Origin of the sequence: Halogranum gelatinilyticum (assembly GCF_900103715.1) — an archaeon.
Classification (GTDB): domain Archaea; phylum Halobacteriota; class Halobacteria; order Halobacteriales; family Haloferacaceae; genus Halogranum; species Halogranum gelatinilyticum.
Genome location: NZ_FNHL01000002.1, coordinates 836,221 through 854,178, shown reverse-complemented (window position 1 = coordinate 854,178; position 17,958 = coordinate 836,221). Strand labels below are relative to the sequence as shown.

The window sequence follows — 17,958 nt, the reverse complement described above, 5'->3', positions numbered from 1 at the left end:
GTCTTCGTCGCCATCGCGCGCCGGCTCACTGACGCCGTTCCGCCCGGCAACCGACCGGGGCTTAAGTAGTCGTTACCGGCTGCTCACCGACGCATAACAAAGCCACTGGCTCGCGCCTGACAGACCAACCGACGCCAAATCGGCATCCTTCATTACAACCAATGACCACTGCATCACTCGACCGACGGCTGAACCTCCGACACGAACGTATCGACGGCCGACCACCCGCGGGACAGATGAGCTTCTGTCTCCCGACGGATCTGACCGGAAACGGTCGGCCCGACATCCTCGTCGGTGCCGTCGGCGGGACGTATCCCGTCACGGTGCCGGTCCTGGGCAAACGGCTCTTCCTGCGGAAGCTCCCGCTCGTCGGCGACGTCATCGAGCGACTGGAGTGGAACGTCTTCTGGTACGAGAACCCCGGCTGGAAGCGTCACGACGTCGCCAAGGCTCCGGAACTCTCCGTCGGCGGCGCGCTGGGCGACATCACGGGGAACGGCCGGGTCGACCTCGTTGCGGGGCAGAACCTCGGCCGGAACGACCTCTACTGGTTCGAACAGCCCGCGAACCCGAGAGACGAGTGGACGCGCCGCGTCATCACCAGCGACTTCGAGAAGTATCACGACGTCGCGGTCGCGGACGTCGACGACGACGGCGAACTCGAAGTGCTCGCGCTCTCCCAGGAGAGTGCGACGGTGTTCTACTACGACATCCCGACCAACCCGCGACAGGAGCCGTGGCCGGTCGAGAACCGCCACGTCGTCGCGGAGAACCTCAACGTCGAGGGCGTCCAAGTCGGCGACATCGACGGCGACGGCCGCACGGAAATCCTCGCCGGGACGAACCTCTTTCACCGCGCCGACGACGGCGGGTGGAAGCGCGAACCGCTCGCGGAGGGCTGGAACTGGACGCGGCTCGCGACGGCCGACGTCGACGGCGACGGCGACCTGGAGATCGTCGTCACCGAGGGCGACCTGCCGTATCAGGGGAACCGACGCGCCCGTCTCGGGGTCTTCGACCCGCCGACGTGGGAGCTGACGGTCCTCCACGACGACCTCTCGAACCCACACTCGTTGCAGGTCGCCGACCTCGACGGCGACGGGCGGCCGGACATCTACGTCGCGGAGATGGGTCTCGAAACCGGCCACGTCCCGCGGCAGTTCGTCTTCTGGAACGAGGGCGACGGCCGCTTCGAACCGGAAGTCGTCGAACGCGGCGTCCCGACGCACGAGGCGAAACTGGTCGACCTCGACGGCGACGGGGCGATGGACATCGTCGGAAAGGGCTACGCACACCGGACCGTCGACGTCTGGCACAACCGTCTCTCCTGAGCGGGCCACACCGTTCGCTGCTCGCTGCCTCCTCTCACCACTCATTGTTCGCTGTTCACTGCTCATTGTTCGCTGCCTCCTCTCACCACTCATTGTTCGCTGTTCGCTGTTCACTGCTCGCCGCTCGTCGCTCACCGTTCACTGCCCATTGTTCGCTGCTTACTACTCATCGCTCACGGGTATCCAGTGGCTACCGGCCGCGCTGTCCCGGCGGGTTGACGCCGACGAACCGATGCAGTCGGCCATTCATCGGCGGCGGAGCGTGGCTCGCCGGACGTCGGAACGTCGCATCGGCTGGTCAGTGTGGTTTCAGAGAGTATAACAAAGTCTGTTTTCGCTGTTATTTCTCCCACATGTCTACACAGAGTGGTCTGGCAGGACTCGGCCTGCTCGGCATCATCGTAATCGGCGTCCTGGTCGGTGGGGTGTTCTTCGGCACACAGTCGGACGACGCTGCCACGGCCGACGCCGCCCAGTCATTCGAGATCGGAAACGTCAGCACGAGCCACGAGGACGGCCTGTTACGTGTCTCAGCGGAGGTCACGAATCCCACGCCGGACGCCCGGACGGGCACTGTCTCGCTCCGGTTCGACGCCGACGGCGACGGGACGTTCGAGACGACCTCCGAACGTCGAGAGGTCACTTTCAACGGAGCCGAGCGACTGCTCGTGACGTTCGAGCAGGGCACCGAGCGCATGAGCAGCGGCCAGTACCGCTACGCCGTCTTCGCGGACGGTAACGAGGAGACGGGCGAACAGCACCACGCCGTAACCGTGGACATCCAACAGCCGCCCCGGTTCCAGCTCTCGGCGGTGCCGACGGACCCCGACGTCGTCAGCGGTGACACGTTGACCGTCTCGTTCGACGTGACGAACCTCGGCGACGAGGCGCGAAGCCGCCTCGTGAGCCTCGTGGTGGATACGGACGGCGACGGCAGCTTCGACACCAGCGAGGCACTCAACGTGACGGTCCTCGAACTCGGGGCGAACCAGACGAAGACGGTCTCGCTGTCGGCCTCGACGGAGACGTTGCCGCTCGGCACGCACGCGTACCGGGTCCAGACGGAGACGGACGCCAGAGACGGACAGTTGACCGTCCTGCAGCCAGCGACGTTCGGCGTCGAGTTCGCCTCGGTACCGGACAACGTGACCAGAGGTGAGCCGCTCAACGCGACGGTCATGCTCACGAACACCGGCGAGGTCGCCGGGACGACGACGTTCGCCGTCGGATTCGAAGACGGACACCAGAACCCCACCGAGAACGTCACGCTCGCGGCCGGTGAGCAGCTGGTTCGAAACGTGAGTCTCGCCACGGCCAACGAGTCGCGCGGGAACACCACGGTGGTGGCGACCGTTGCCGACGTGAACGACGCAGCGACCGTCTACGTGAAGGACAGCCAGTTCGAGGTCTCGCGGCTCAGACACGACAAGAGGAGTTACAACGGCGACGACCTCTCGGTCGAGATCGAGGCTCGAATCACCAACACCGGTGACGTCGAAGACCGCCAGACGGTGTGGCTACAGCTCGACCTCGACGGCGACGACAGACCCGAGCGGATCGGGCTCAACGAGTCGCTGAAACTGGGCGTCGGCGAACAGGAGTGGGTCTCGTTCGAACTCGCCACGGAGATGAAGTCCGGAGACACCCCGCTCAAGCTCCCGGTCGGGACGTACGTCTACGGTATCTTCACCGACTACGAGGGTGAGACCGACGCGTTCGCGGTCGAAGGCGACCCGGACCGGAGCAGTTCGTCGGGCGGGAGTGACGGCGGCGACGACACTGCCGACGACGACACCGAGCCGAGCCGGATTGCAACGCTCAGCGAAATCACTCAGTCGAAGTACGGCATCTACTACGAGGATCTCAGCGGCGAGACCATCGCCCAGGTCGACGAACTGTACAGCCGACAGCCGTTCGCACCGGGATACACCGTGACCGATGTCCTGACTCGCGAGGAGATCGCCCGCCAGACGTACGGCGTCGAGACGCCGACTCGGCACTTCGACTTCGGTTCGCTGGACGTCGAACTCCAACAGCAGATCGAAGCCGACTTCGACGCCCAGTTCACCAGCGACGACGGCGACCGCTACGAGTCGTGGGAGGAGCTGGCTCAGTCGATGTACGGCACCGACTTCGACTCGCTGAACGCCGACCAGAAACAGGCGGTCAAAGAGCGGTACGACGAACAGTTCGAGTAGCCGCACCCCCTCGACCCGTCGGACCGTCTCGTTTCCTTTCGACCACCACACTCTGTTTCGACTGTCTCGCTTCTTTTCGACTGTTCTGTTTCCTTTCGACCACCGCGCTCTCCCGTGACAGCGACGGCAGTGCCTCCATCGCATTCCCGTCGTTGCACGAGGCGTGTCGCCCGTCGCCAGTCGCGCCAGTCGCGCCAGTCGAACCGTCGGCGCGGGGGGAGATGTGAACGACGGGGGCGACACAGCCGTCGGCGGTATTCGACAGCTACCAGCGGTGGTCGGAGCCGCCGAATCCGGCCGCCATCGGTTATCTACTCCATTACTTTGGGAATTCTTCCCCCTTATGTCGGTGACAGACGAGTATGAAGTACAGACACCAGCCGAAGCATCGTCCCCGCCTCACGGCCACAGAGGACACTACCCTGCCGTCCAGCGAGAGCGAGCCGCCGTCGTCCGGGCTCACTCGCCGCGACGTCATCCGCACCGTCGGTGCCGGTATCGGACTCTCCGCCCTGCCGATGACGAGCGGCCCGGTCAGTGCCGACCCGGGCTACTGGACCGTCGCCGTGATGCCGGATACCCAGTTCTACACCGAGACGGACGAACTGATCCCGTACGCCCACGACCAGACACAGTGGGTCGTCGACAACCGCGACGCCGAGAACATCAGGTTCGTCACCCACGAGGGCGACCTCGTCGAGAACGGTGACGACGTCGGGGAGTGGGACCGCATCGACGCGGTGATGTCGAGACTCGACGGCGTCGTGCCGTACTCGGCGATTCCGGGGAACCACGACTGGGCGGTCCAGGGCGACAGAACGTCGTCCATCGAGAACTTCCAGACGTACTTCGGTGCCAGCCGGTACGACGGCTACGACTGGTTCGGGGGGTCCGGGCCGCGGGAGAAGCCGCTGAACTTCTATCAGTACTTCTCCGGCGGCGACTACGAGTTCCTGCATCTGGCACTGGAACTGGAGCCGCCGGGTGAAACCGACCAAGCGTCGACGTCGCTCGGCTGGGCCCAGCGGGTGCTCGACAGCAACCGGTTCCTGCCCACGATTCTGACGACCCACTACTACCTGGAGGAAAAACGTCAGGAGAAAGGGGAACGTTCGACCGAGCTCTTCGAAAAAAACGGAATCGGCAACACCGGGGAGCAGGTCTGGGAGAAGCTCATTAGGCGGAACCCACAGGTCTTCCTCGTCTGCTGTGGGCACGACCACAGGCCGGATGGTGAGTACCACCAGGTGTTCGAGAACGACGCGGGACTCCCCGTCTTCGAGGCACTCGCGGACTACCAGGACTACCCGAACGGCGGCAACGGCTGGATGCGGCTCGTCCAGTTCGTCCCCGGCGGCGGGGCGGGCGGAACCGACCGAATCAGCTTCGTCACCTACTCGCCGAGTCTCGACGAATACCAAACCGACGCCGACAGCCAGTTCAGCTTCGACCTCCGCTTCGACGAACGGTTCGATCCCGCCTCGTGGGTGGGTGACGTCGACGGCGACGGCGATCTGGACGGCGACGACGTCGCTCGGATTCAGAACCATCTCGCCGGGCGCGGCGGCTCCGTCGACCAGTCGATGGCGGACGTCAACGGTGACGGCCGCGTCGACATCGCCGACGCCGTCTCGCTGAACAACTACCTCGGAGGGAGCTAACCGTGACCGCCCCCACCCGCACGCGGCTGCAGGCCGCGATACTCGTGGCCGTGCTGCTCACTGCGGCGGTCGGCCTGAGCATCCCCGGCTTCGCGTTCTCGGATGCAGTCTCGGTTCACGTCGGCGACGGCACCCCGGTCTCGGGGGCGGCGAACGACGTGGTCACGGTCCAGGTCTGGACGGACGCGCGAAACGTCGCTGGCTACCAGGCCAAGCTGACGTTCGACCCCAGCGTCGTGCAGGTCACGGCTGTCGACGGGAGTGCGGACTTCGCAGACCCTGTCCAGACCATCGACAACGAGACGGGATGGGTCACGTTCAATCAGCTGCGGGTCGGCGGCGTCGACGGGCCGGTGCTCGCCGAACTGACGCTCGAACTGGTGGGGACGAGCGGCCAAGAGACCAGTCTCGCGTTCGTCGAGGGCGACACGGTCCTGTCCAGCGCGAGCGGGGAGTCCGTCGCTCCCAGCGCGTTCGAGGGCGTCACAGTCAGTATCGCCGCGGACCCGACGCCGACGCCAACCCCGACGCCAACCCCGACGCCGACCGTGACGCCGACGCCGACGCCAACCCCGACCGCGACGCCAACGCCAACGCCGACGCCAACGCCGACGCCGACGCCAACGCCGACGCCGACGCCAACGCCAACGCCGACGCCAACGCCGACGCCAACCCCGACACCGACCGTGACGCCAACCCCGACGCCGACGCCAACGCCGACCGTGACGCCAACGCCAACGCCGACCGCGACGCCGACGCCGACGCCGACAGCAACACCAACCGCGACGCCAACAGCGACACCGACCGTGACGCCGACGCCGACGCCAACGCCGACGGCCACTCCGACAGCGACGCCAACAGCGACACCGACCGTGACGCCGACGCCGACGCCAACGCCGACGGCCACTCCGACAGCGACGCCCACCGCAACGCCGACGGCCACCCCCACGCCGACGGCAACACCGACCGCGACGCCGACGGCAACACCGACCGCGACACCAACCGCGACGCCAAGCGGTTCGGGTGGCGGCGGTAGCAGTGGCGGAGGTAGCAGCGGCGGAAGCAGCGGCGGGAGCAGCGGCGGTGACTCCAAGACGACCGACTCGCCCGAACCGGCGTTCGTCGTCCGCAACGTGACCGTGACGGCTGCGGCCCTCGAACCGGGGGACACGACCACCGTACTGGTCGTCGTCGCAAACGAGGGTGACGCGAAAGGGACGTACGAGGAGACGCTGTCCGTCGGCGACGAGCTCCTCGAGACGCTGACCGCGACGGTGGCCGCCGGTAAGACGGCCGAGTTCGAGGTCACCTACGCCGCTGGCACTGCTGGCACGTACAATCTCACACTGGGTGAGACGGAGGTCGTCGGCCAACTGGTGGTGAGCGAGCCACCGACGCCGGAGCCGACCCCCTCGCCGACCTCGGAGGCGACGGCCGTGCCGATGACCGAGCCGACGGCGACACAGACCACGGGGACACCGGTTTCGTCGCTCGAAGCCGTCGCGACGACGGTCGACGACGACGGGCCACAAGCCGGGGGAATCTCCGGCGGCAGCGCGCCGGGGTTCGGCGTCATAGCTGTCATCGTGGCGTTGCTCCTCGTCAGCCTCATCGCCCTCCGGCGGACCAAGTAACCGAACCGACACCAGACACCACAGAAACCAACTCAAGACAATGAAAACGAACTACTACGACTTCTTCGGCAAACTGTTGCTGGAGGTCAGAGGCGAAGGCGGACGGTCGACCGGCCAGTTCCGCACGATGTACGACCACTACGAGGTGGTCAATCCCGATAGAGAACCCGACGTCGTCGTCGAACGGACGACAGAGCCGCTCTCGGTGCAGACCGTGCTCGGCAACCCCGACGACCACTTCGGCTGGACCGGAAGCCGGTTCGTCGTGCGGAAGGGCTCGGAGTATATGGCGGTCGAGCCGGGGTGGAAACACATCTACGTGACGCCCAACTGGGAGCCGTTCTACGCCATCTACCCCATCGAGTTCCAGCTGCGGAGCGCGCTGGTCGAGGACCGACAGGCACTGATCCACGCCTCCGGGGTGGAACTCGACGGCCGGACGGTCCTGTTCCCCGCGTGGCGCGGCGGCGGCAAGACGAACACGCTCATCTCGCTGCTGGAAGCGGGCGGGAACTTCCTCGCCGACGACCGGCTGTGGGTCGGTGCCGACGGCAGCGTCCGGGGGTTCCCGCTGTCGGTCAACCTCCAGCCGTACAACATCGAATCGTTCCCGGCGGTACAGGCGCAGTTCGACGACTCCGACAAGAACCTGCGTCGGCGGGTAAGCCGGCTCATCGAGGACAAGGTCGACCCCAGCGGCTCGTTCGTCGGGAAGGCGGTGACGTTCCTCAACCGCTACTACATCAAAGAGCGGAGTCGGAGCTTCACCAAGGTTTCGAGGCTGTTTCCGACGGCGAAGTATATCGACGACTCGACCGTCGACGATCTGGTGTTCCTGATGGCCGCCCCCTCGGCAGACCGGGTGACCATCGAGGAACTCACCGACGAGGCGGCACTGGACGCGATGCGGGCCATCAGCTTCTACGAGTGGAACGAACGCCTCGAGGAGTATTTCCGGGCGTACGACGCGCTCGTCCCCGGCGGCTCGGCCGTCAAACATCTCGAGTACGTCGTCGAGGCGGAGAACCGGGTGTTCGCCGAGCTGTTCGAGACCGTCGGAACCCACCGCGCACTGGTCCCGCGGAAGTCCAACTGGGGAGAGACCGGCACCGACCGGGAGATGGTCGACGCGATCCGCTCGCTCGCTCCCCGCAAGGTGGAGGCGAGTGACTGACTCGCGCTCCCGCGCGGCGACGACGGCGTACCGACGACGAACACGGAGACAACGAAACAGATGGTCGAACTCAGCGTAATCATTCCAACACTCAAGCCCCCTGCCGAGGTCGAATCGGTCGCAGCCCTCGAAGCGGGGACGTACGACGACTACGAGGTCCTCATCCAGAGCGAGGACTCGGCGACGAAAGCCCGCAACGCGGGCATCAGGCGAGCGAAGGCGGACAAGCTCGTCTTCCTCGACGACGACTCCCATCCCGTCGCGGACTACCTCGAACGAGCCGCGGCACTCTTGGACGAGCATCCGGTCGTCACCGGCCGCATCCACCACCCTCGAAACGACGTCATCAAGCGGTTTACGGGCCACTACGACCGCGGCGACGTGCCGAAGTACGTGACGCGCTTCTGGGGCTGTAACGTCGCGTGTCGCCGCGAGGTATTCGACGAGGTCGGTCTCTGGGACGAGCGCATCTCCTGGGGACACGAGGAGAAAGAACTCGCCGAGCGGATACTGCTGAAGTATCCCATCTACTACGACCCGGAGCTGGCGATCACTCACTCCTACGCCGACTCGGTTCGGGACTACTGGCGGAAACAGTACCAACTGGAGCTACAGACGCCGTATCTCTGGGACAAGGCGGGGCTGTCGACGACGCGACAGTGGATGAACGTCGTCTTCCCCCTGCTCAATCCGGCGAACTATCTCGGCTTCTCGCCGGAGCACGCCCTCGCTCGCGGCGGCGGCAACGTCGCGCGGTTCGTCGGACGGACCCGCGGGATGCTTCGGAAGGGAACGCAGGAACCGCCGCCGCCCGGCCCGGAGGAGTCGCTCTCCAGGCACGGACGCGCGTAAAGGACGACCTAACCAAGCCCGTCGGAGGAGAACAGTCGGACAATGGATCCGCTCGTGAGTGTCGTCATCCCGACGTACGGTCGCCCGGAGTTCGTCGTCCGAGCGGTCGAGAGCGTCGCTGCCCAGACGTACAAGCGAATCGAACTCTTCGTCGTCGACGACCACTCGCCGGAAGCGGTCGCGCCGGCACTCGAACAGGTCGACACGAGCGCGCTCGTGCGGACGGTCTGTCGTCGCCACGAGGTAAATCGCGGGGCAAACGCCGCCCGCAACACGGGTATCCGCGAGAGCCGCGGCGACATCGTGGCCTTCCTCGACGACGACGACCGGTGGGAACCGACAGCCGTCGAACGGTACGTCGAGACGTTCCGCGAGTCGCCGTCCGACGTCGGTCTCGTCTCGGTCGGCGTCCGCATCGAGGACAGTTCGGGCGCGCAGATCGGTCTCAACCTCCCGCGGTTCAGCGGCGACGCACTCGACGTCCTCCTCGGTGGCTCGCTCGTCGGCTCGTTCTCGCGGTTCGCCGTCACGCGGGAGGTCGTCGAGGCGGCCGGGCTACCGGACGAGGGGCTGCCGTCGTGGCAGGACTGGGAGTGGCAGTTTAGACTCGCGCGCCACTGTCGGTTCGCCTCGGTTCCGGAGCCGCTCGTGGTCAGGACCGAGGGCGACCACGAGCAGATCACCGACGACTTCGAGGAGCGACGCGACGTCTCGTATCCGCGTCTCTTGGAGGCTCACCGTGAGTACGTCGCCGCCGAGCGGGGGCGACGGGGCGAGCGGCAGTTCGTGGCACTCCTCACCCGGACGCTCGGGACGTCGGCACTCCACGCCGGTCGCTACCGGGATGCCGTCCGGTATCTGTTCAAATCCCTCCGGGCGGACCCGACACAGACACGGACGTATCTCTTTCTCGCGGTCGCACTCGGCGGCCCGCTCACGAACCGCTACGGCCGACGGGTCAAACGGCGGTTCAGCGGCACCTTCTGACGAGAAAAGAGCGGTGGAGGGGTAGAACGGGTCGGCACGACGCCCCAGCGGATTCAGCCGGTGTCAGTTCGTTAGTTCCCGTCTTCGGCGGTGCCGAACTCGACGCTGGCAGAGCCGTTCACGTCGAGGGTGACGATGTTACCGGTGAAGCGGTAGCCGTCGACGTCGCCCTTGACGGAGCCGACGACGGTTCCGCCCGAGATGACGTCCTCGGTCTCCGCGGAGCCGAGGTCGGGGCTGCGGGCAACCTCGCCCGTGACCGCGAACTGGTATTTCGTCTTGCCGTTGTTCGCCGAGCCGTCGACGACGAGCAGGTTCTCGTAGGCGACGAGCTCGCCGTTGGCCAGCGCGTCGGGGTCGACCTGGCGGCCGTCGACGTAGACCTCCGCGTCGCCGTCGAGCGAGAAGTAGGAGATGTCGCCACCGAACTCGTAGCTGTGGCTGCCGTCGATGATCGCGTCCTCGACGGTCGAGGTCGCGGCAGCGTCGCCGTCCGAGGTGGCGCGAATCGACCCACTCGTCGTGACCTCGTAGGTCGCCGTCGTCCCTCCGTCGTAGCCGACGATACGGAGCGTCCGGCTGAGACCGAGAGCCGAGGGGTCGACGACCTCGCCGTCGACTTCGACCGTGCCCTCGCCCTCGACGAACTCGAACTCGACGATGTCGCCGGTGAACTCGTAGGTGTCGACGTTCGACGCCGTCGTGACCCAGCCGTCCGCGGTCGACTCGGTGATGTCGTCCCACGATTCGAGGTCGTTCGCGTCGGACTCGGCAGCGAGGTCGCCGGAGACGGTGAAGCGGTAGTTCGTGCTCGTGCCCGTTCCGGAGATCGAAACCGTGTGAGTGTCGTCGGTGGAGCCGTCGGTGGTGTCGTCGGTCGAGCCGTCAGTGGAACCGTCGGTGGTGTCGTCAGTGGAACCGTCGGTCGTACTGTCGTCGGTCGAGCCGTCCGTGGAACCGTCGGTGGTGTCGTCGGTCGACCCGTCCGTGGAGCCATCAGTCGAATCGTCGGTCGACCCATCGGACGTGCTGTCGTCGGTACTGCCGAGCGTCGACGGGTCGACGACCTTACCGTTCAGCTCGACGGTCGCGTCGCCTTCGACGAACTCGAAGTCGGTAACGGAGCCGGAGAAGGCGTAGCTGTCGACGTTCGACTCGCTGGTCACCCAGCCGTCGGCGGTCGAGCCGGAGATGTCGTCCCAGGATTCGAGGTCCGAGACCTGCGGGTCGGCCTTGAGCTGCTCGGAGACGGTAAAGCGGTAGTTGGTCGACGTCCCCTTTCCAGTGAGACGGAGCGAGTTGGGAAGCCCCTCGGTGTCGGACGTGGTGTCGTCGGTCGTACTGTCGTCAGTCGTGCTGTCGTCCGTGGAGCCGTCGGTCGACCCGTCCGTAGTGCTGTCGTCGGTCGTACTGTCGTCAGTCGTACTGTCGTCGGTCGAGTCGTCCGTCGAATCGTCGGACTCGCCCGGAACCCGACAAGCACCGTCGTTCGTGATGTCCGAGGTGGCGACGTTGCTGTCGACGAACTTGGTTGCCTCGCCAGCGGTGTAGATGTCCGAGGACGTGATTTCACAGTCCGTGGAGTTCTCGATGAGGACACCCGTATCGAGGTTCGGCAGGCTCATGCAGATGTTCTCGATGGTCGTCCCGTCGCTGTCCTCGGCGTAGATCGCCGCGTCGGCGTTCGTCTGCGACACCGAGCCGGTGATGTGCGTGTCGGTGACGGTGACGTCCGCCGGGACGCTCGACGTCGCGTCAGTCGCCTTGATGGCGGGGACGCCGTCGGCGTCGATGGCGATGGTACAGCCGCGGACGGTGAACGCGCCGTTCTCGCTGAACGAGGGGCGCGCGATTGCAGCGCGGGAGAAGGCACCGCGCGGATGCGAGCGGTATTCGAGGGTACAATCCTCGATGATGACGCCGTGGACCTCCTCCTGGCCGCCACCGACGCGGATGAGGTCGGTGTTGCCGTACTCCTCGTCGGAGTCGAGATGGTCGACGAGGTCGGCGTCGGCGACCACGGTACAGTTCTTCGCCCACGACTCCTTCGAGGGGTGTTGGTTCCCGCCGATGCGGATGGAGCTGTTGTCGTTGTTGGCGAAGTAGCTGTCTTCGATCTTGATGGCCCCTTTGCGACCGCGTGCGGAGAAGGCCGTCGACCCCATCTCCTCGATGTGGAAGTCGGTACAGATGATCTCGCCGAGATGGGCGGTGCCGATGAACACCCCGCTCGTCCGGTCGGGATACGTGCCTTCGACGCCGCCGCCAGCCATCTTGACGCCGCTGGCGTGGCCGACGCCGTCGACCGTCTCGACGTAGGGGACGAGGTTCGCGACGAAGTTCGCGGCGTTCGGCGTGAAGCCGAGCCACTCGATGTCGTGGATCTCGAGCCCGTCGTCGACGCGGACGGTGAGGTTCACTGCCGTGTTGTGTGAGGCCGTCGTGTCGAGCGCGAAGCCTTCGAGCAGGACGTCCGTCCCGCCCGACGCTTTGAAGAACTCGGCGTTGTAGCCGCTATCGAAGACGAACGTGGTCGACCCCGAGCCCGCGCCCAGGATGCCGACGTTCGACGTGTCGCCGATGTAGAAGTCGTCCGTCACCCGGAACTCGCCTTCGGGGAAGCGAATCAGCGTCCCCGATTCGAGGGCCGACCCGAGCGCGCTGTCGATGGGGTCCGAGCCGGACGCGTCCATCCCGAGGTCGTCGACCGCATCGACGACGCGGTCGAAACCGATGCCGCGGTGTTCGTTCGCCGCGCCCGCAACGCCCGTGAGTGCTGCACCGCTGGTCACGACGGCGGCGGTCGCCGCACCGAGCCGAAGATAGTCACGACGGGCAAGGAGCGAATCCTTGCTCATCGACGCCTCTCTCTGGTCTTCTCTGCTTACCGGTTCGCGTGCCATACCCCACCGTTACGGGAAACACTCAATAAATGTTCTGATAATAACGTGTATCAGATTACACGATAGTGGCTCGAAAATAACATAAATATCCAGACTATCTGGAAGAACAGACAGTTCTTTCGGCTGAACAGTCAGAATCAGAAACAGAAAATAAGGTTATGATTAATCGCCATAAACCCGAGGATTACGCACGACGTAGCGGGGGTGTCGTGGTGTGTTCCGTGCGCCCGGAGCGACGCGGGCGACTGTGGACGGATCCGAAAAAACTCTCCTCGGCCAGTCAGTCTGCACAGACCGACCGTTTTCGGTCGTCGCTCGTCGCGGTTGGCTGCTGGTTTGTGACTCCCCCACATAACTGGTACGGATTCGCTCGTCTTCTCAACGCTGATTGACACGTCGAACCGACAGGAGCCGGAGATGCCCGCCCATCGCTCGGTCCTGCTCGCCGCCGCGTTCGACGGCGCGAGTGGTGGCCCCGGCGGGCGACAGACCGGCTCGTAGACGCCCCGACGGCGCGTAGGGACCGGCTGTTCCGCAGAAGTGGCCGTATAACAAAGCAACGGACACTGCTCTGTTCACGCATACCAACGCTCCGTCACGACGAAGCGTACGTCCACCAATGACGACATTACTCTCCCGGCCGACGAGCGAACCGCCCACGACGAGTGACGCTACCGGGAGGACCTGACGATGTACCGCGGACAGACCGTCGCGGTGGTCGTCCCGGCGTACAACGAGGCGGGCTTCGTCGGCGGCGTCGTCGACACGCTCCCCTCGTTCGTTGACCGTGCCTACGTCGTCGACGACTGTTCGACCGACAGCACCTTCGAGGAGATGCAACGCCACGCGGCCGCAGCCAACACGGCCCGCCGACTGCTCGTCGAGGGCGACTCGGCTGGGATGGACGGTCCGCGCGGGCCCGACGACGAGTTCGTCACGGCGATCCGCAACCCCGAGAACCGCGGCGTCGGCTACTCCATCACGACGGGCTACCGACGAGCACTCGCGGACGGCGCGGACGTCGTCGCGGTCCTCAACGGCGACGGCCAGATGGACCCCGACGTGCTCCCGCGCATCCTCGACCCCATCGTCGACGGTCGGGCTGACTACGCGAAGGGTAACCGCCTCCGCGACAGTCCGGAGCGACTCGGGATGAGCGCGTGGCGGCTGTTCGGCAACTGGACGCTGACGTTCCTGACCAGAGTCTCCAGCGGCTACTGGCACGTCTCGGACTCCCAGAACGGCTACACCGCGATCTCGCGACACGCGCTCGAAACCATCGACCTCGACGGTCTCTACGAACGCTACGGCTTCCTCAACGACCTCCTGACGGAGCTGAACGTCCACGACCTCCGCGTCGCCGACGTCCCGCATCCGGCGCGCTACGGCGGCGAGCGAAGCGGCATCAGCTACCCCAACTTCATCCGAACCGTCTCGCTGCTCTTGCTCTGGAACTTCCTCTACCGGCTGAAGGTGAAGTACGTCGTCCCGCGGTTCCACCCCACCGTGCTCTACTACGCGCTCGGCGGCGTCGGCGTCCTGATGGGGGTCGTCGTCGGTCTCGCGTTCCTGTCGAGCGCGCTCGGGCTCGGGGTCGCCACCGTCGACGGCTGGCTCGTCCTCGGCGTGCTCGCGGCCGGTGGCTTCTTCTCGCTTCTGGCCGCCGTCGTCGACGCGCGCCAGTCGGCGGATCTGGAAGTGCTGGTCTCGGACCTCTCGACGGGCGAGCGGTGAACTACCCGAAGATGCCCGCGGGAAGCGAGACGATTCCGAGCGACAGCAGCAGGACGACGAGCAGCGTGTAGCCCACGGACAGGAGGAGATCGCGCGCGAGCCGTCGTCGGGTGTAGGCCGGTGTCGACCCCGTGAGCGCGCCCTCCGCGCCGACGTGGAGCATGACGAACCCGAGGACGTTCGTCAGCCAGTAGCCGACGACGACGCCGGGGACGAACAGCCGCGAGTCGACGAGCGCGACGACCCACGCGAACGCGACTGCCAGCGGGACGTTCACGAGCAGGTCGTTCCACCACGATAGCGGCGAGAGGATGAAGCCGACCGTCGCGACGAGACCGCCGCGAAGCCGTTGGCGCTGGGCAGCGAGCCGCGCGAGCAACGGCTTCTGGGTCATAGCGGCGTCCACCCACCGAACCGCCGGTCCGGACGACGGTTCGCGTGGAAGAGACCGGACGCGAGCGCGACTGAGTTCATGGTACCCATACACGTACCACGGCGAGTGCCAAAGCCGTTCGTGCGGTTCGGCCGAACGGGACAGCGAGAGCGTCGGGGTCGCCCTCCGGCTCCCGTCCCACTCTCGACTACCCGAACAGGAGCCAGACGAGGAGGAGTGCGACGAGAACCACGGCGACGGCGGCGACGACCAACAGCCGTCGCTGCTTCGGCGGGACGTCGAGTTCGTAGTGGGCGACGAGGTTGTCCACGCCCCCGACCGTCGGGTTCGCGTGGTCGAGTTGGATCAGATAGTAGTCGTCGTACTCGCGGACCTGGAGGCTGTCGTCGCTCCGGCCGTCGCGGTACATCCGGTTCGCACCGTCGGGAAAGCCGAGTGTCGACGGTTCGAGACCGAACCCCCACTCGGTCGGCGGCGGCAGCTGCGGCGACCTGTCGAGTCTGATCGTCCCCTGCTGGAGCAGTTCGAGGTCGATGTCTTCGACGGATTCGATAGGAGTCGGCTCGCCGTCGTCGAACGCGTGGACCATACCGTGTGGACCGGCCGAATCGACATAGCTCTTCGGCGCGTTCGGAGGTCTTACGCCGCGTTCCGGCTCCTCGCCGACACGAGAGCGTCTCGGTGCCACTGGCGTTCATCGATACGACAGCGTCGCCATCCCCTTCGTTCACCGGCGCAACAGCATCGCGATTCCGCCGCCGCCACCGATACTCATGCCGACGACGCCGTAGGTCGCCACGCGGTCGGCCATCGCGTGCGCCAGCGACGTGGTGAGCATCCCGCCGCTCGCGCCGATGGGGTGGCCGAGCGCGATGGCTCCGCCGTTGACGTTCAGCTTCTCGTTCGGCACGCCGAGCCGTTCGCGGACGTAGACCATCTGGGCCGCGAACGCCTCGTTCAGCTCGAAGAGGTCGACGTCGTCGACGGTTAGCCCGTTCGCCCGGAGGAGTCCCTGCACCGCGTCGGCGACGGCCATCCCGAACCACTTCGGACTCCGGTAGGAGACGTGGTAGTCGACGACCCACGCCAGCGGGTCGAATCCCGCATCGAGCGTCGCCGTCTCCGACCCGAGGAGGACGACGCCCGCGCCGTCGCTCAGGTCGGAGGCGTTGCCCGCGGTGATGGTCCCGTCCTTTGCGAACGCGGGCGAGAGCTTCGCCAGCCCCTCCAGCGTCGTGTCCGCGCGTGGTCCCTCGTCGCGGTCGAGGACGTCGTCGTGGCCCAGCGGGACGGCGACGAGCTCGTCGTCGAAGGTCCCGCGTTCGACGGCCGCTGCGGCGCGCTGGTGGCTCTGGAGGGCGTACTCGTCTTGGGCCTCCCGAGACATCCCGACGCGGTCGACCAGTGCCTCGGTCAACTCGCCCATGTGGGCGTCGTTCGTGAGGTCCCACAGCCCGTCGCGAATCATCGAGTCCACGAGTTCCGCGTCGCCGTACCGTCGCCCCGCGCGCATCCCACCGAGGACGAACGGCGCGTTCGACATCGACTCCATCCCCCCGGCGACGACGAATTCGCGACTCCCGGCGACGAGTCTGTCCGCGCCGAGCGCGATGGCCCGCAGTCCCGAGCCGGACGCCTCGTTGATCGTCGTCGCGGGCACCGTCTTCGGCAGCCCGGCGTTCAGGACGGCCTGTCTGGCGGGTGCCTGGCCGAGACCTGCCTGAATCGCGTGGCCGAGCCCGACCCAGTCGACGAGGTCCGGGTCGACGTCGGTTCGCTCGAACAGCCCCTCCAAAGCGACGGCTCCGAGGTCGACCGCCGAGTGGTCGGTGAGCGACCCAAGAAAGCTGCCGTGGGGAGTCCGGGCGGCGTCGATGAGGGCGACTTCGTCGGAGAGAGCCATGACAGGGGATACGCAGCCGACGGACAAGAACGAGTTGGTAGTCTGTCACACATTCTGGGAGCGTCCGGGCGGCCGTCTCGCGCGCTCACTCGTCGTCACTGGGAGTCAGGAATCGTGACCAGACTCATGAATCGTAGCCGGGAGCAGTCAGGAGCGCGGTCCCGTCGCTCGCTTCCGACAGCGAGAGGTCGAGTCCGAACGCCTGGACGGCGGCGAGGTTCGTCCGTACGTGGGCCGTGACGCGCGGAATCCGCACCTCGCCCCCCGCGAGCGCCAGCGGGAGCATCACTTGGTCGGCCAGCTGCTCGTCGACGGCGGCGTCGGTGGCCGTGAACGCCTCGAACGCGTCCACGGCCTCGTCGGCCACCTGTTCGGAGGATTTCCCGCGTTCGCCGAGCGCGTCGAAGCCGACGACACTCTCGGCGTACCGCGCTTCGAGTAACAGTGCCGACCCCGGCGACGTTGCCGGAACGTAAACAGGCTGCTCAACGGCGTAGTCGACGCCGAGACTCGACAGTCGTTTCTCGGCGGCCGCCGCCTGCCGCACTGCCACGGACTTGTTCTCCAGCGACGTGCTGGCCTTCGAGTGAACGACGACCCGCTCCAGCGGACCGCGTGCCGTCAGGTCGAGAGCCGAGAGCGACGAGGGCGCGAGCCGGAGCGTCGCCTCGCCCCCACCGGCCGGATAGAAGCCGCTGTGGTGGAGCGTAACGGCCGCATCGAGACCGAACCGTGCGAGCAACGGGAGCTTCACTCGCTCGTAGTACGCGGCCGTCGGCGACCACTTGACGTCGGTGCCACCCGTCGCGGCCAGCGTCAGCGGCTCGTCGAGCGTCGTCGCGAGCGGGAGGACGGTCTCGAAGAGGAGGGTGACGCTGCCCGCCGTGCCGATGTCGGCGTGGTAGTCGCCGCCGCTGGGTTCGTCGGGGACGAAGGTGAGGTCGGTCGCGCCGACCTCGACAGCCGACACGTCGGCGTCGCTGACCGCCTCGGCGACGCGGACGCCCGCGAGATGCTGTGGCCGGAGACCGGGCGTCGACCGCGACCCCCGGATGTCGGTGACTTCGACGGGCGTGTCGGTCACCATCGACAGCGCGAGTGCCGTTCGGAGGATCTGGCCGCCGCCGTCGCCGCCGTCGATTTCGAGCACGTCTCCTACCGACTCGGGTCGGACGCATGAGCGTTGT

Annotated in this window: 14 protein-coding genes; 9 read left to right on the top strand and 5 right to left on the bottom strand. The window is 66.4% G+C overall.

Annotation, left to right across the window (positions count from 1 at the left end; genetic code table 11):
• Positions 1–161 precede the first annotated feature (161 nt).
• The 8 genes from BLR57_RS10875 (at position 162) to BLR57_RS10845 (ending at position 9,837) form a co-directional block, all read left to right on the top strand.
• Positions 162–1,331, top strand: coding sequence for an FG-GAP repeat domain-containing protein (locus BLR57_RS10875; RefSeq protein ID WP_089697535.1), 1,170 nt, complete (start codon positions 162–164; stop codon positions 1,329–1,331).
• A 353-nt stretch (positions 1,332–1,684) separates the two neighbouring features.
• On the top strand, positions 1,685–3,529 hold the full coding sequence (locus tag BLR57_RS10870; RefSeq protein ID WP_089697534.1) for a COG1361 family protein: 1,845 nt from the start codon (positions 1,685–1,687) through the stop codon (positions 3,527–3,529).
• Positions 3,530–3,891: 362 nt separating this feature from the next.
• The gene (locus BLR57_RS10865; protein ID WP_089697533.1) at positions 3,892–5,190 is read left to right on the top strand and encodes a dockerin type I domain-containing protein; all 1,299 of its coding nucleotides are present in this window, start codon (positions 3,892–3,894) and stop codon (positions 5,188–5,190) included.
• Positions 5,191–5,497: 307 nt separating this feature from the next.
• Positions 5,498–6,226 carry an MSCRAMM family adhesin SdrC gene (locus BLR57_RS19715; protein WP_244509982.1) on the top strand — a complete coding sequence of 243 codons (729 nt, stop codon included), beginning with the start codon at positions 5,498–5,500 and terminating at the stop codon, positions 6,224–6,226.
• Positions 6,227–6,323: 97 nt separating this feature from the next.
• Positions 6,324–6,824: a PGF-CTERM sorting domain-containing protein gene (locus BLR57_RS19710; RefSeq protein ID WP_244509980.1), complete on the top strand. Its 501-nt coding sequence runs from the start codon at positions 6,324–6,326 to the stop codon at positions 6,822–6,824.
• A 40-nt stretch (positions 6,825–6,864) separates the two neighbouring features.
• The gene (locus tag BLR57_RS10855; protein WP_089697532.1) at positions 6,865–7,998 is read left to right on the top strand and encodes a hypothetical protein; all 1,134 of its coding nucleotides are present in this window, start codon (positions 6,865–6,867) and stop codon (positions 7,996–7,998) included.
• 60 nt (positions 7,999–8,058) lie between these two features.
• The gene (locus BLR57_RS10850) at positions 8,059–8,850 is read left to right on the top strand and encodes a glycosyltransferase family 2 protein (RefSeq protein WP_089697531.1); all 792 of its coding nucleotides are present in this window, start codon (positions 8,059–8,061) and stop codon (positions 8,848–8,850) included.
• 42 nt (positions 8,851–8,892) lie between these two features.
• Positions 8,893–9,837: a glycosyltransferase family 2 protein gene (locus BLR57_RS10845; protein ID WP_089697530.1), complete on the top strand. Its 945-nt coding sequence runs from the start codon at positions 8,893–8,895 to the stop codon at positions 9,835–9,837.
• A 71-nt stretch (positions 9,838–9,908) separates the two neighbouring features.
• On the opposite strand, the gene BLR57_RS10840 is transcribed toward BLR57_RS10845, so the two are convergent.
• Positions 9,909–12,740 (bottom strand): hypothetical protein, encoded by a 2,832-nt coding sequence (locus BLR57_RS10840; protein WP_089697529.1) that lies wholly within the window; start codon positions 12,738–12,740, stop codon positions 9,909–9,911.
• A gap of 690 nt (positions 12,741–13,430) precedes the next feature.
• Between BLR57_RS10840 and BLR57_RS10830 the strand changes: the two genes are divergently transcribed.
• Positions 13,431–14,474, top strand: a complete 1,044-nt coding sequence (locus BLR57_RS10830; RefSeq protein WP_170830609.1) for a glycosyltransferase family 2 protein — start codon at positions 13,431–13,433, stop codon at positions 14,472–14,474.
• A gap of 1 nt (position 14,475) precedes the next feature.
• Here the strand turns inward: BLR57_RS10830 and BLR57_RS10825 are convergent, their stop codons facing one another.
• From BLR57_RS10825 to rtcA, 4 genes are all read right to left on the bottom strand, one after another.
• Complete coding sequence (locus tag BLR57_RS10825) at positions 14,476–14,868, bottom strand: DUF7980 family protein (protein WP_089697527.1); 393 nt, start codon at positions 14,866–14,868, stop codon at positions 14,476–14,478.
• A gap of 187 nt (positions 14,869–15,055) precedes the next feature.
• Positions 15,056–15,457 carry a hypothetical protein gene (locus tag BLR57_RS10820; RefSeq protein WP_089697526.1) on the bottom strand — a complete coding sequence of 134 codons (402 nt, stop codon included), beginning with the start codon at positions 15,455–15,457 and terminating at the stop codon, positions 15,056–15,058.
• 138 nt (positions 15,458–15,595) lie between these two features.
• Positions 15,596–16,771, bottom strand: coding sequence for a thiolase family protein (locus BLR57_RS10815; protein WP_089697525.1), 1,176 nt, complete (start codon positions 16,769–16,771; stop codon positions 15,596–15,598).
• A 124-nt stretch (positions 16,772–16,895) separates the two neighbouring features.
• Positions 16,896–17,921 (bottom strand): RNA 3'-terminal phosphate cyclase, encoded by a 1,026-nt coding sequence (rtcA, locus tag BLR57_RS10810; protein ID WP_089697524.1) that lies wholly within the window; start codon positions 17,919–17,921, stop codon positions 16,896–16,898.
• Positions 17,922–17,958: the final 37 nt, after the last annotated feature.

Coding starts and splice junctions, on each gene's coding strand:
- BLR57_RS10855 (WP_089697532.1), top strand. CDS start 6,865: ATGAAAACGAACTACTACGACTTCTTCGGCAAACTGTTGCTGGAGGTC.
- BLR57_RS10840 (WP_089697529.1), bottom strand. CDS start 12,740: ATGGCACGCGAACCGGTAAGCAGAGAAGACCAGAGAGAGGCGTCGATG.
- BLR57_RS10820 (WP_089697526.1), bottom strand. CDS start 15,457: ATGGTCCACGCGTTCGACGACGGCGAGCCGACTCCTATCGAATCCGTC.
- BLR57_RS10815 (WP_089697525.1), bottom strand. CDS start 16,771: ATGGCTCTCTCCGACGAAGTCGCCCTCATCGACGCCGCCCGGACTCCC.
- BLR57_RS10845 (WP_089697530.1), top strand. CDS start 8,893: ATGGATCCGCTCGTGAGTGTCGTCATCCCGACGTACGGTCGCCCGGAG.
- BLR57_RS10825 (WP_089697527.1), bottom strand. CDS start 14,868: ATGACCCAGAAGCCGTTGCTCGCGCGGCTCGCTGCCCAGCGCCAACGG.
- BLR57_RS19715 (WP_244509982.1), top strand. CDS start 5,498: ATGGGTCACGTTCAATCAGCTGCGGGTCGGCGGCGTCGACGGGCCGGT.
- BLR57_RS10865 (WP_089697533.1), top strand. CDS start 3,892: ATGAAGTACAGACACCAGCCGAAGCATCGTCCCCGCCTCACGGCCACA.
- BLR57_RS10830 (WP_170830609.1), top strand. CDS start 13,431: ATGTACCGCGGACAGACCGTCGCGGTGGTCGTCCCGGCGTACAACGAG.
- BLR57_RS10850 (WP_089697531.1), top strand. CDS start 8,059: ATGGTCGAACTCAGCGTAATCATTCCAACACTCAAGCCCCCTGCCGAG.
- BLR57_RS10875 (WP_089697535.1), top strand. CDS start 162: ATGACCACTGCATCACTCGACCGACGGCTGAACCTCCGACACGAACGT.
- BLR57_RS10870 (WP_089697534.1), top strand. CDS start 1,685: ATGTCTACACAGAGTGGTCTGGCAGGACTCGGCCTGCTCGGCATCATC.